Origin of the sequence: Micromonospora noduli (genome assembly GCF_003264475.1) — a bacterium.
Classification (GTDB): Bacteria; Actinomycetota; Actinomycetes; order Mycobacteriales; family Micromonosporaceae; genus Micromonospora; species Micromonospora noduli.
Window position 1 is genome coordinate 400610 of sequence record NZ_PYAC01000033.1, and the last position, 13123, is coordinate 413732.

A 13123-nucleotide genomic window follows, 5' to 3' on the forward strand; every position below is an offset into this window, starting at 1 on the left:
ACCGCGGGAGTCGGGCACACCGCGACGGGATCGCACGGTCAATCCAGCCTGCACAGGAAATCGAAGGAGTCGTCCGTTGAGAATCAGAAGGAAACTGCTACTCGTCCTGGCCGCGTCACTGGTGGCGGCCGGCCTGGTGGCCCCCACGGTCGGGCCCGCGTACGCGGCGTCACTGACCGAGGTGACCAGCTTCGGTGACAACCCGGGCCGGATGCGCATGCACGTGTACGTGCCGGACAACCGCCCGACCCGGCCGGCGGTCGTGGTGGCAATGCACGGATGCGGCGGGTCCGGCCCCGGCTTCTACTCCGGGAGCGAGTTCGCCAGCCTCGCCGACCGCTACGGGTACATCGTGATCTACCCGTCCGCCACCCAGCAGGCCGGGTTCGGCAACTGCTTCGACGTCTGGTCGGACGCCGCGAAGCGACGTGGCGGCGGCAGCGACCCGGTGTCGATCGTCTCGATGGTCCGGTACGTGCAGCAGCAGTACGCGGCCGATCCGGAGCGGGTCTACGCCACCGGCAGTTCGTCCGGCGGCATGATGACCAACCACATGCTCGCCCTCTATCCCGACCTGTTCAAGGCCGGCGCCGCGTTCATGGGCGTGCCGTTCAACTGCTTCGCCAACGCGGCGGACTTCCCGCCCACCAGCAGCCAGTGCACCGGCGGAAACATGAACCGGACCCCGCAGCAGTGGGGCGACGCGGTCCGCCAGGCGTACCCCGGCCACTCCGGGCCCCGCCCGCGCGTGCAGCTGTGGCACGGCACCAACGACACGCTCGTGCCGTACTCGCTGTTGCAGGAGGCGATCGAGCAGTGGACCAACGTGTTCGGGCTGAGCCAGACACCCACCTCCACCGACACACCCCAGGCCAACTGGAACCGGCGCCGGTACGCCGACAGCGGCGGCACCGTCCAGGTCGAGGCCTACAGCATCCAGGGGGCCGGACACAGCCTGCCCTCTGGCGGCATGGCCGCGGCCGCCATCGCGTTCTTCGGGCTGACCGACCCCACGACGCCGCCCCCGACCACGCCGCCGCCGACCACACCACCCCCCACCACGCCGCCGCCGACCACCCCGCCGCCGGCGTCCGGCGCCTGCCGGGTGACGGTCGACGTCAACGCCTGGAACACCGGGCTGACCGAGAACATCACCGTCACGAACACCGGCACCAGCGCCGTCAACGGCTGGTCCCTGGTCTTCGCCCTGCCCGGTGGGCAGACCATCACCTCGGGCTGGAACGCCACCTACTCGCCAAGCTCGGGGCAGGTGACGGCCCGCAACGTCGCCTACAACGGCGGCATCCCCGCCAACGGCTCGGTGAGCTTCGGTTTCCAGGCCACCCACACCGGTAACAACGCCCGACCGTCCTCGTTCACCCTCAACGGCGCGTCCTGCACGGTCGCCTGAAACCCGGTCGACGTGCCCGCGAGCGTGCGCCGGTCACCCCGAGGTGGGGACCGGCGCACGACTCGTTCGGACGGCGCCAGGATCAGCGGTAACCGGCGGTCACCACGCTGGCCTGCACGGCGTTCTCGGTCGCGTCGGACGGATAGCCGGCGACCATCGCCCCCTCGTAGAAGGTGCCGGCGCTCAGGTTCGCGCCGCCGTCGGGCTTGCAGCAGTCACCGCCACTGCCCAGGATGATCGCGCCCTGCTTCTTCATCGGGCTGTATCCCGGCGGGAGCGAGCCGTCGTACAGCGTGTAGAGGCTGCCGGCCTGCGCGTCGCTGCCCTTGATGGCGAACCGGGTCGTGCCGTTGTTCTTCAGCGTCGCGGTGACGAACTTGCTGGTGAACGCGCGTTGGTTCGGGTTCCAGGAGCTGCTGCCGCCCGGGAAGAGACCCCATTCGAGGTCGGCCTGCACCCAGGGTCCGCTGCCGGAGCAGCCGCCGAACCAGCACTGCTTGCTGAAGTTGATGGCGTCCATCGCCCCGGCGGCGTCGGCCTTCCTGGTCGTCTCGCTGTTGCCGTAGTCGAAGCAGCAGCCGCTGTTGACGTGGGTCCCGCTGGTCACCATGTACATGCCCTCGGGTGCCGCGCCGGTCGGCACACCGGTGAGGTGTCCGTCGCGCCAGTAGCTGTTACCGGGGTTGATGTAGAGCGAGTACGCCTTCGCGCCGCCCACTGTCAGCGACTCCGTGGTCGCTGTCGCCGGCCTGCTCTGCGGGGAGCCCGGAACGACGCTCGACCCCTGGTACCAGAGGTCGTTGCCGCGCCCGGACTGGTCGAAGACGACAGTGATCACGCAGGTCGTGCCGGAGCAGAACGAGTCCTGGGTCGCCGCGTTGGCGGTGCCGCCGGTTCCGGTGAGCCCGATGTTGCGGGTCGTGTTGTCCGACGAGCGTCGAACCTGGTAGAGGTTGCCGGCGTACGCCTCGTAGAGCGCCCGCGTGGTGCTGTGCGCCGCGATGCACGGGGTGCCGCCGGAGGCGTAGATGTCGCACGGACGCGCGCCGGTCGGCGGGTTGGTCGGCGGCGGGGTGGTGGTCGGCGAGGCCCACTGCTGGTTGGCCCCGCCGTTACAGGCCCAGAGGATGATCTTGGTGCCGTTCGCGGTGGCCGCGGCGTTGGCGTCGAGGCACAGCCCGGACTGGACGCCGGTGATGGTGCCGTTGCTGTTGACGTTCCACTGCTGGTTGTTCTGGCCGTTGCAGTCCCAGATGATCACCTGGGTGCCGTTGGCGGTGCCGCGGCCGGAGGCGTCCAGGCACTTGTTGCCGTACGCCTGGATTTGCTTGGTGGACGTCCACGTCCAGGTCTGGCCGGCGCTGCCGTTGCAGTCCCAGAGCTGTGTCTGGGTGCCGTTCGTGGTGCTGGAGTTGGGCACTTCGAGGCAGCGGCCGGACGGCGTACCGACGATCGCTGTGCTCTGCCCCGGCACGATGGCGGCGGCGGCCATCGGGGCGGCGGCGGCCTCGGCGATCGGCGACGGGGCACCGGGGGTGGCGCCGATGCCGACGAGAACGCCGACCAGCGCGCCCGCCAGGGCGGTCATCCGTCGGGCGCGATGACGTCTCGGGATGAGTTCACGGGCTTTTCCTGGCCCGGTGGGGGACGGGGTTCGCACGAGGTGGCTCCTCGGAGTCGTGGAAGCGCGGTGGGGGTGTCGACGCGCCACGGGGGTGGTGGCGATGGCGAATCGATTCGCAGCGAATCGTATGACCTTTGTTTAATTCATGTCAATGAATGCGGTGGCGGGGTGGTGCGCTGGCCGTTGGGCGGACCGCCAGCGCACCACCTCCCCCGAGAGGCCTACCGCCCCAGGAGCCGCCACGTCTGGTTCAACGGGCTGCCCTGGTTGACCGCCCGGCAGGTCCACTGGTGCACCAGCGCACCGGCCGCCGTGGAGACCGCGTTGACATCGACGCACTTGCCACTGTGCCGGGCGACGAGCTGGTAGTCGTGCGAGTCGTTGCCCGAGTAGGTCACCTTGCGCAGCGTGAACTGCTGGTTGAGGCTGTTCAGGCAGGTCCACTGGTGCACGGCCGCGCCATCGGCGGTGGAGACGCCGCTGACGTCGAGGCACTTGCCGCTCTGCTGGTTGACCACCGTGTAGGTGTTGGCCACGCCGGCGACCGGACGGAAGTTCCAGAGCTGCTGGTCACCGCCGTCGCAGTAGTTCTGCTGTTGGACGTTGCCGTCGGCGGTGCTCAGGCCGGCGTTGTTCAGGCACTGCTGGGAGTGTTGGGCCACCGCCACCGACTGGAAGCCACCGTCCGAGGGGGGCAGCAGCGTGACGGTGTACGTGTCGTTCTGGTTGGTGTACGGCACTGTCACCGTGGCGTTGTTGTTGGACACCCCGACCACGCTGTTCGAGACCGTGACCGGCCCCGCCACCGCGCCGCCACCGTTGTGCGGGATGCGTTGGGTGAGGACCCGGACCTGGTTGTTCTGCACGATGCCGCTGGTGGTGTCCAGGCGTTGCAGGTTGACGGTCAGGTTCCCGGTGGTACGACCAGCGCCGATGAGCACCTTCGCCACCCCGGCCGCCTTCGTGGCGTACGCGTCGTACGACTGGCTGGGGGTCACCGCGACGATCTCCCCGACCTGGGAGGCGTAGTAGCGGTAGTTCCACCACTCCCCCTTGGGCTGGTGCTGTCCGGCCGAGTTACGGATCAACAGGTTGCCGAGGTCGTTGTGCAGGCTGCCGCCGCTGGCCCAGTTCGCCCGCAGGCCGTCGGCCCGGGCCCGCTCCAGGCGCGCGATGTACCAGGCGCCGTCGGCCGGGTTCTGCTCGTCGGGCGCGCCGTACTCGTTGATCTGGTACGGACGCGGGTGGGCGATGCCGCGCGGGTCGAGGGTGGCGTTGGCGGCGGCGACGTTCGCGACCGGGTCACCGGGCAGCGAGTGCCAGCTGATGATGTCCGGAACCGTGTTGGTCGAGCGGACGAAGTCCAGGTACTGGTTCCAGAAGGCGTGGTTCGTCGACGGTACGCAGGCGCAGCTCGGCCCGACGATGAGCTGGCTGGGGAACTCCGTCCGGATGCGCTGGTAGGTCCGCCGCCACAGTTCGAGGTACTGGGAGATCGGCCGGTTCCAGAAGATGGTGATGTTGGGCTCGTTCCAGATGTCCCACTGCACCGACAGCCCGGACGCCCGGACGTCGCTGATCAGGCGGGTCAGGAAGTTGTCGTAGTCGGTCCAGTTTCCGTTGTCACCGGGGAAGCGGGAGATTCCGGCACCGTCGGCACCCCAGAGGTCGTGCGGCAGGATGATGAACTTCCCGCCGAGGGTCGTGGTGCGACGCGCCTGGGCGAGTGTGGAGCTCCAGCGGCGGTCGTAGGTTCCGCCGACCCAGCCACTGCCCGGGAGCTGCGCGCCGCCGGCGCGCATGTACTGGAACTTGACGTCCCGGTAGAAGTGGTCGGCCGGGCCGCTGGCGTTCTCGGTCATGCCGTAGATCCAGCCGGAGGCGCGGTAGGTCGGCGCACCGTTGGTGGTGGCGAAGTTGACGCTGATCGACTCGTCGGCGGCCTGGGCGGGGGACGGGACGACGGTGACGGCGGCAGCGGCGGCGAGCAGGCCGACGACGAGTCGGGCCACGAACACGCGGGCTCGTCCTGACCTGCTGCGGGACGGGGTTTTCACGGGCGGCTCCTTGGTGGGGCGCGGGGGACGCTCTCCGGAGGGCAGCACTTGCGAATCGATTCGCACGGATCGTAGGACCGGGAACTGAACCATGTCAATGAAATGACGGCGCGGTGACGCCCATGTTGCCCAGCGAACCTCCCGGCGCGGCCAACTGACCCTTGACCCCCGGGTATGGCCAGACCTATCTTCGGGCGAACCGATTCGTCGAATCGATTCGCCTCATAGTTGGACTGGTCCAACCCGCGACGATCAACCGACACACCCCACCTGACGATCGATTTGAAGTGAGGCACCACATGACCGGACTCAGTCGTCGGCGGCGCCTGGCCGCCGTCGCCGTGATAGCTCTCGCCGCAGTGACCGGCAGCGCCTGCTCGTCGTCCGCCGACAGTGGCGCCGACGGTGGCGCGTACCTCGTCTGGGACCCGTATCCGCAGTTCGCCGACGACTCCGAATGGGTAGCGCTGCTCAAGAAGTGCGGCACCTCCGCGGGGGTGACTGTCGAGCGGACCGGCTACGACACCACCGACCTGACCAACAAGGCGCTGCTCGCCGCCCAACAGGGAAACTCACCGGACGTGCTGATCGTGGACAACCCGGTCATCTCCACTCTGGCCGAAGCCGGCGCGCTCACCACCACCGACGACAACAAGCTGGACGTCTCGGCCATGGAGAAGAACCTGCTCGGCGCCGGCCAGAGCGACGGCAAGACCTACGGGGTGCCGATCGGGGCGAACACCCTCGCCCTCTACTACAACAAGGATCTGCTCACCGCCGCCGGCGTCGATCCCGCCGCCGTCAAGGACTGGACCTCACTGACCGCGGCACTGACCAAGGTCAAGGCCAAGGGGAAGAAGGGCATCACCTTCTCCGCGATCGGCACCGAGGAGGGCAGCTTCCAGTTCCTGCCCTGGTTCTGGGGATCGGGTGCCCAACTGACCAGTCTGGACTCGCCACAGGCGGTGTCCGCGCTGACCCTCTGGACCGACTGGCTCAAGCAGGGCCACGCCCCGAACTCCGTCATCAACAACACCCAGACCACGAGCTGGCAGGAGTTCGCCACCGGCGACTACGCGTTCGCCGAGAACGGCACCTGGCAACTGGCCAACGCGGAGAAACTCGGCTTCTCGTACGGCACGATCGCGATCCCGGCCAGCGCGGGCGGCCCGGCCCCGGCGCCCACCGGCGGTGAGTTCGTCTCCATTCCGGTGCAGAAGAAGACCGGCCGGTACGAGACGTCGCAGAAGCTCGTCACCTGCCTGACCAACGCCGACAACCTCCTCACCACGGACACCACCCTCTCCTACGTCGCGCCCGTCGCCGCCGTACAGGAGCGACAGGCCACCGCGGACCCCAAGCTCAAGGTCTGGGTGGAGGCGGTCCGGGCAGCCAAGGGCCGCACCGGTGACAACCTCGGCACGAAGTACCCGAAGATCTCCGAAGCGCTGTGGACCGCGGTGCAGTCGGCCCTCAGCGGCGGAAAGTCGCCACAGGAGGCACTGGCCGCCGCGCAGACCGCCGCCTCGACCAGGTAAGCGATCCGAACCGACACCATGCCCTCCACGACAGAGACCTCCACCGCCGTACGGGACCAGGGTGGGGCGGCGAGCGCTGCCCCACCCGGGCCTCCCCCGTCCCGTGCCCGCCGGCCCAGCCGATGGTGGGCGTGGGGCTTCCTGGCACCCGTGACCATCTACCTGGCGGCCTTCTACGCCTACCCGCTCTACCGCAACGTCGAGTTGAGTCTGCGCGAGTACACCGTCCGCTCGTTCGTGCAGGGCGGGGCGCCCTTCGCCGGCCTCGACAACTACCGGACGGTCCTGACCGACCCGGCGTTCGGGCCGACGCTGACGCACACACTGGTCTTCACCGCGGCCTCGCTCACCTTCCAGTTCACCATCGGCATGGCCCTGGCCCTCTTCTTCCACCAGCACTTCCCGCTGTCGCGCACGCTGCGGGCGCTGATCCTCGTACCGTGGCTGCTGCCACTGATCGTCTCGGCGTCGACCTGGTCGTGGCTGCTCAACAGCGATTCGGGGCTGGTCAACGCGGCGCTCGGCGTCGTCGGGATCGACCCGGTCAACTGGCTCACCTCGCCGGGCTGGTCACTCACCTCGGTGATCATCGCGAACATCTGGATCGGCATCCCGTTCAACCTGGTGGTGCTCTACAGCGGCCTACAGGCGATCCCGACCGAGATGTACGAGGCGTCCGCGCTCGACGGCGCGACGGGGTGGCAACGGTTCTGGGGAATCACCTTCCCGTTGCTGCGTCCCGTCTCCCTGATCACGCTGCTGCTGGGGCTGATCTACACGCTGAAGGTCTTCGACATCATCTGGATCATGACGAAGGGCGGCCCGACCGGCTCCTCGGCAACGCTCGCCACCTGGTCGTACCGGCTCGGCTTCGGCAACCTGCTGCCCGAGTTCGGCCCGGGCGCGGCCATCGGGAACCTGCTCATCGTGCTGGCTCTGATCGCCGGCCTCGTCTACATCCGGATCGAGCGGAGGCAGCAGCTGCGATGACCACCTCGACGCCTCGGGCCTGGTGGAAGACCGGCGTCGGCCTGGTGCTGACCGGGCTGATGCTCTTCCCCGTCTACTGGATGATCAATGTGTCCTTCACCCGGGACCAGGACATGCGGGCCAGTCCCCCGCACCTCTTCCCCACCAACGGCACCCTGGACGGCTACCGGGCGGTGCTCGACCAGCAACTGCCGTACCTCGGCACCAGCTTCCTGGTCGGCCTCGGCACTGTGGCGCTGACCGTGGCGCTTGCCGCGCCCGCCGGTTACGCGCTGGCGAAGCTCCGGCCACCCGGCGGGCCGGCGCTGAGTTTCCTGCTGCTGATCGCGCAGATGATCCCGGGGATCATCATGGCGATGGGCTTCTACGCCATCTACCTCACCCTCGGCGTCCTCAACACGCTGCCCGGCCTGATCCTGGCCGACACGACGCTCGCGGTGCCGTTCGCTGTCCTGATCTTCACGGCGTTCATGTCCGGCATCCCCGACGAGCTGCTCCAGGCCGCCGTGGTCGACGGCGCCGGTCGGCTGCGGACCTTCTGGTCGGTCGTGCTGCCGGTCAGCCGCAACTCGATCGTCACGGTGTCGCTCTTCGCGTTCCTGTGGTCCTGGTCGGACTTCATCTTCGCCTCGACCCTGGCCGGCGGCGGCGACCACCAGCCGATCACCCTCGGCATCTACCACTACATCGGCAACAACAACCAGCAGTGGAACGCCATCATGGCCACCGCCGTCGTCGCCTCGATCCCCGCCGCCGTGCTGCTGATCCTGGCCCAGCGGTACGTCTCGATGGGCGTGACCGCCGGCGCCGTCAAGGACTGACCATCCGCGGCGGTCGAGGACTGACCACCCGCACCACAGAAAGGCACCCGCCACCCATGACCGCCGCCCCGTCCGGTCCGGAGTTCGGAATCCAGGACATCCCCTTCAGCTACCGCGGATCCTGGTTCAACATCTCCCCGGTGGTAGCCGAGAAGACGTACGCCGACGATCTGCACCTGGTCTCCCACCAGACCGGGCTGCACCCCGTACTGCGGCTCACCCCCACCGTCGCCGGCACCACAGTCGTCGCCACGCCCGCGCTGCTGACCTGGCGCAACGGAGCCGACCGGATCGAGGCCGTCTACGACGGGCCGGACACCCTGCGGATCCGGGGCCACCGGCTGGGCCTGCGGGTGGCAGCGGCCGCCCACACCCTCACCCCGTTCAGCGGGACCTACCTGTACGCCGATCCGGTCGACGGATCACACGTGTTCACCTCGTACGAGACCGGTCGCCGCTACCGGATCACGGTGCTCTCCGGCGCTCTGCTGCGGACCGACGGCGCGCAGGCGCTCGGCACCGCCGACCGGTCCCTGGACCTTCGCGGCGACCAGCCCTGGGAGATCGCGATCGAGGAGTACGCCACCGCCCGCCGCCCGTACGTCGGAGCCGTCACCTTCGAGCAGTTGTGCCGCGACCGGTTCGCGGAGTTCACCGCGTTCGTCGACGCGATCGCGCCCTGGCGCGGCCCGGAGACCCCGGCCGCCGAGCTGGCCGCGTACGTCCTGTGGTCGGCCACTGTCGCCCCGGCGGGCTTCGTCACCCGGCCGGCCGTCCTGATGTCCAAGCACTGGATGGACAAGGTGTGGAGCTGGGACCACTGCTTCAACGCGATCGCCCTGGCGGCCGGCGAGCCGGAGCTGGCCTGGCACCAGTTCCAGTTGCCCTTCGACCACCAGGACGAGGCCGGCGCCCTCCCCGACTCGGTCACCCACTCCGAGGTGCTGCACAACTACGTCAAGCCCCCCATCCACGGATGGGCCCTCCGGCACCTGCGCCGACGCCTTCCCCAGCCGCCGGATCGGGCGGCGCTGGCGCAGACGTACGACCGGCTCACCCGCTGGACCGGGTTCTGGCTCGACGCGCGACGCGCCCCCGGCCACGACCTGCCGCACTACCAGCACGGCAACGACAGCGGCTGGGACAACGCCACCACCTTCGACGAGAACCGGGTCCTCGAGACGGCTGACCTCGCCGCGTTCCTGGTCTCGCAGCTTCGCTGCCTCGCCGACCTCGCCACCGAGCTGGGTGAGCCCGCCACCCGCTGGTCCCGGGAGGCCGACCGGATCCATCGGGCCATGCTGCGCGACCTGTGGGACGGTGAACGCTTCTGCGCCCGGGACCCCCACACCGGGCACCGGCGAGCCAGCCGCAGCCTGCTCGACCTGATGCCCGTCGCGCTCGGGGCCGACCTGCCGGCCCCGGTCGCCGCCGCGCTGGCGCGCGGCGTCGAAAGCCACCTGACCACGCACGGGCTGGCCACCGAGCCGACGGACTCGGCCCACTACCTCGCCGACGGCTACTGGCGTGGCCCGATCTGGGCGCCCTCCACCGTCCTGGTCGAGGACGGCCTCCGCCGGGCCGGGCAGACCAGGATCGCCGACGACATCAGTCGGCGGTTCCTCGCGCTGTGCGAGAAGTCCGGCTTCGCGGAGAACTTCGACGCCGAGACCGGCACCGGGCTGCGGGACCGCGCCTACACCTGGACCGCCAGCAGCTACCTCATCCTCGCCGCCGCCCAGGAGGAACGGCGGGTCTGGGGCGGGTAGTCCTGTCGGATCAGCGGCCCCGGACCGGGCCGGTGCTGGAACGCAACGAGATGGGCGGGCTGTACAGGCGGTGTCGTGGCACGGCGCCGGGAGCCGCGATGATCTCCAGAAGCAGCGACACCGCCTCGGCGCCCATCTCGACCATCGGCACGTCGGCGGCGGTCAGCGGCGGGCGGAAATCCTCCGCCCAGTGCTGCGCGGCGACTCCGGTGACGGAGAAGTCGCGTGGCACTGACAGCCCGGCGCCGGTCAACGCGCGCTGTATTCCGGGCAGTGCGGCCTCGTTGATGGTGGCCACCGCCGTGACCTCCGGGTGCGTCGCGAGCAGCTGCTCCATACACGCCTCGCCGGAGGCGGTGTCGTCGCCACTGCAGACCTCCACGCCGGTCAACCCCCGTTCCGCCGCCGCCGCACGAAAGCCGGTCAGCGCGCGATGGCTGGGGCCGTACCCGGCGGCCACCAACTCGGCGGACCGGTTCACGAGTGCCACGTGCCGGTGCCCCAGGTCGGCCAGGTGCTGCACGCACCGGGCGATCAGCCCGGCGTAGTCGATGTCGATCCAGCTCATCCCGTGCGGCTCGGCGGTCCGGCCGATGGTGACGAACGGCAGCCCGGCCTTGGTCAGCCGGGTCACCCGGTCGTCCGCCAACCGGATCTCCATGAGGACCACGCCGTCCACCCGACGCCCGGTGACGATCCGCTCGAACGACCGGTCATGGTCGCCACCGGAGGGGGACAGCAGCACGTCGAGGTCGTGGCGGGCGGCGGCCTCGACGACGCTGGCGACGAAGCCCAGCTGCATGTCGGTCAACCGCTGGCTCGCGGGCGGGATGACCAGACCGAGGGTGCGGGTGCGCCCCTCCTTGAGAGCACGGGCGCTGGCGTTCGGCCGGTAGTCCAACTCGTCGATGACCGACTGGATCCGTTGCCGGGTCGCCTCCGACACGCTGCGTTTTCCGCTGAGCACGTAGGAGACGGTGCTGCGGGACACCCCCGCCCGGCGAGCGATTTCCCCGATGTTCATCAATCGCCCTCGAATCGATTTTTGCCCCGACACGGGGACGCACCTTGCTCCGCCGACCAGCATATCCGTCCTCAGGCTCATCGATCGATGACCAACGCGTTCCAACTAGCGCCAATAGATGGACGACCATTAATGTCACAGGTATGACGTGTGACGTCAATTCCCCACCCCCACCATCGCACCGAAAGGATCCGATGAACGTGAAGAGAAAACTGGATCGCCTGACGGCCGCCGCCGGGACCCTGTTCGTCCTCGTCGTCGGCGCTGGCGCCTATGTGGTCTCGGACGCGCCGGGCGTCGCCCACGCCGCCGGCACGGGTCCGTGTGACATCTACGCCTCCGGCGGCACGCCGTGCGTGGCTGCCCACAGCACCACCCGCGCGCTGTACGGCACGTACAACGGCCCGCTCTACCAGGTCCGACGATCGTCGGACAACACCACCCGCGACGTCGGTGTGCTCAGCGAGGGCGGCTACGCCAACGCCGCCACCCAGGACACGTTCTGCGCGAACACCAACTGCGTCATCACGATCATCTACGACCAGTCCGGCCGCAACAACCGCCTCACCCAGGCGCCCCCCGGCTACTTCGTCGGCCCCGCTCCCGGCGGATTCGACAACCTCGCCGACGCGAAGGCGGCACCGGTCACCGTCGGCGGCCAGAAGGCGTACGGCGTGTACATCGCCCCCGGCACCGGCTACCGCAACAACAACACCAACGGTGTCGCGACCGGCGACCAGCCCGAGGGCATCTACGCGGTCGTCGACGGCACGCACTACAACCAGTGGTGCTGCTTCGACTACGGCAACGCGCAGACCAACAACCTCGCCGACGAACGCGCCATCATGGAGACCGTCTACTTCGGCGCCAACAAGCAGTGGGGCTACGGGGCGGGAGCCGGCCCCTGGATCATGGCCGATCTGGAGTGGGGGCTGTTCTCCGGAGTCAACGCGGGCTACAACAACATCGCGTCGATCAACCACCGCTTCGTCACCGCCATGGTCAAGGGCGAACCGAACCACTGGGCGATCCGGGGCGGCAACGCCGAGTCGGGCAGCCTGACGACCTACTTCGACGGGCCACGCCCCAACGGCTACCACCCGATGAAGAAGGAAGGCGCCATCCTGCTCGGCATCGGCGGTGACAACAGCATCACCGGTCGCGGCACCTTCTTCGAGGGTGTGTTGACGTCCGGCTACCCGACGGCGGCCACCGAGAACGCCGTCCAGGCCAACATCAACGCCGCCGCCTACGCGCCGGCCGGCGGCGGCAACCCGCAACAGAACGTCCAGGTCGTGGGTGCCCAGTCCAGCCGCTGCATCGACGTACCGAACGGCAGCACCACCAACGGCACCCAGGTCCAACTCTGGGACTGCACCGGCAACACAGCGCAGCGCTGGACCTACACGGCCGGCAAACAACTCCAGGTGTACGGCAACAAGTGCCTCGACGCCTCCGGCCAGGGCGCCACCAACGGCACCCAGGCCATCATCTGGGACTGCCACGGCGGCACCAACCAACAGTGGAACCTCAACTCCAACGGCACCATCACCGGCGTCCAGTCCGGGCTCTGCCTCGACGCCAACGGCGCCGCCACCGCCAACGGCACCAGGCTCATCCTCTGGGCCTGCAACGGTGGCACCAACCAGCGGTGGTCCACCCGCAGCTGACCCACCGCCCGATCGGTCCGTCGTACCGCCCCCCGCAGCGCCGCCGGGCGCGGCACGACAGTGAGTTGCCTGGCAGCCTGCACCGTGCGCTCGGCTGGCCCGCCCTGTCGATCCGCCAAGGAGCGGTATACCTCAGAGGCATAATTATGCCTCTGAGGTATACCGCTCAAAACCGCATCCGCCCTGACCTGGATGACCGGCGGTCACCGGCCCAGCCGC

9 protein-coding genes are annotated in these 13123 nt (G+C 69.1%); 6 read left to right on the forward strand and 3 right to left on the reverse strand.

All coding sequences use genetic code 11. The annotated features are described in order from the left end of the window. Positions 1-76: 76 nt before the first annotated feature. Positions 77-1411: an extracellular catalytic domain type 1 short-chain-length polyhydroxyalkanoate depolymerase gene (locus tag MED15_RS26360; protein ID WP_112725869.1), complete on the forward strand. Its 1335-nt coding sequence runs from the start codon at positions 77-79 to the stop codon at positions 1409-1411. A gap of 82 nt (positions 1412-1493) precedes the next feature. Here the strand turns inward: MED15_RS26360 and MED15_RS26365 are convergent, their stop codons facing one another. Together MED15_RS26365 and MED15_RS26370 are read right to left on the reverse strand one after the other, a co-directional pair. Beyond that, positions 1494-2999 (reverse strand): arabinofuranosidase catalytic domain-containing protein, encoded by a 1506-nt coding sequence (locus MED15_RS26365; RefSeq protein WP_112585233.1) that lies wholly within the window; start codon positions 2997-2999, stop codon positions 1494-1496. Positions 3000-3256: 257 nt separating this feature from the next. Beyond that, complete coding sequence (locus tag MED15_RS26370; RefSeq protein ID WP_244220591.1) at positions 3257-5053, reverse strand: RICIN domain-containing protein; 1797 nt, start codon at positions 5051-5053, stop codon at positions 3257-3259. Positions 5054-5391: 338 nt separating this feature from the next. Here MED15_RS26370 and MED15_RS26375 point away from each other — a divergent pair, with 338 nt between their 5' ends. The 4 genes from MED15_RS26375 to MED15_RS26390 all read left to right on the forward strand — a co-directional run bounded on the left by MED15_RS26375 (position 5392) and on the right by MED15_RS26390 (position 10210). After that, the gene (locus MED15_RS26375) at positions 5392-6630 is read left to right on the forward strand and encodes a sugar ABC transporter substrate-binding protein (RefSeq protein WP_112585229.1); all 1239 of its coding nucleotides are present in this window, start codon (positions 5392-5394) and stop codon (positions 6628-6630) included. 150 nt (positions 6631-6780) lie between these two features. Next, positions 6781-7620 carry a carbohydrate ABC transporter permease gene (locus MED15_RS26380; protein ID WP_244220592.1) on the forward strand — a complete coding sequence of 280 codons (840 nt, stop codon included), beginning with the start codon at positions 6781-6783 and terminating at the stop codon, positions 7618-7620. Further along, entirely contained in the window at positions 7617-8441 is an 825-nt protein-coding gene (locus tag MED15_RS26385) for a carbohydrate ABC transporter permease (protein WP_112585225.1), read from the forward strand. Before MED15_RS26380 ends, MED15_RS26385 begins: the two co-directional genes overlap by 4 nt. A 56-nt stretch (positions 8442-8497) precedes the next feature. Continuing rightward, complete coding sequence (locus MED15_RS26390; RefSeq protein ID WP_112725868.1) at positions 8498-10210, forward strand: amylo-alpha-1,6-glucosidase; 1713 nt, start codon at positions 8498-8500, stop codon at positions 10208-10210. A gap of 10 nt (positions 10211-10220) precedes the next feature. Here the strand turns inward: MED15_RS26390 and MED15_RS26395 are convergent, their stop codons facing one another. Next, complete coding sequence (locus MED15_RS26395) at positions 10221-11234, reverse strand: LacI family DNA-binding transcriptional regulator (RefSeq protein ID WP_112725867.1); 1014 nt, start codon at positions 11232-11234, stop codon at positions 10221-10223. 194 nt (positions 11235-11428) lie between these two features. Here MED15_RS26395 and MED15_RS26400 point away from each other — a divergent pair, with 194 nt between their 5' ends. After that, on the forward strand, positions 11429-12904 hold the full coding sequence (locus tag MED15_RS26400; protein ID WP_112737203.1) for an arabinofuranosidase catalytic domain-containing protein: 1476 nt from the start codon (positions 11429-11431) through the stop codon (positions 12902-12904). Positions 12905-13123 lie beyond the last annotated feature (219 nt).

Bases quoted from the DNA above. Each gene is read 5' to 3' on its own strand.
- MED15_RS26400 (WP_112737203.1), top strand. From the start codon at position 11,429: ATGAACGTGAAGAGAAAACTGGATCGCCTGACGGCCGCCGCCGGGACC.
- MED15_RS26390 (WP_112725868.1), top strand. From the start codon at position 8,498: ATGACCGCCGCCCCGTCCGGTCCGGAGTTCGGAATCCAGGACATCCCC.
- MED15_RS26395 (WP_112725867.1), bottom strand. From the start codon at position 11,234: ATGAACATCGGGGAAATCGCTCGCCGGGCGGGGGTGTCCCGCAGCACC.
- MED15_RS26365 (WP_112585233.1), bottom strand. From the start codon at position 2,999: ATGACCGCCCTGGCGGGCGCGCTGGTCGGCGTTCTCGTCGGCATCGGC.
- MED15_RS26385 (WP_112585225.1), top strand. From the start codon at position 7,617: ATGACCACCTCGACGCCTCGGGCCTGGTGGAAGACCGGCGTCGGCCTG.
- MED15_RS26375 (WP_112585229.1), top strand. From the start codon at position 5,392: ATGACCGGACTCAGTCGTCGGCGGCGCCTGGCCGCCGTCGCCGTGATA.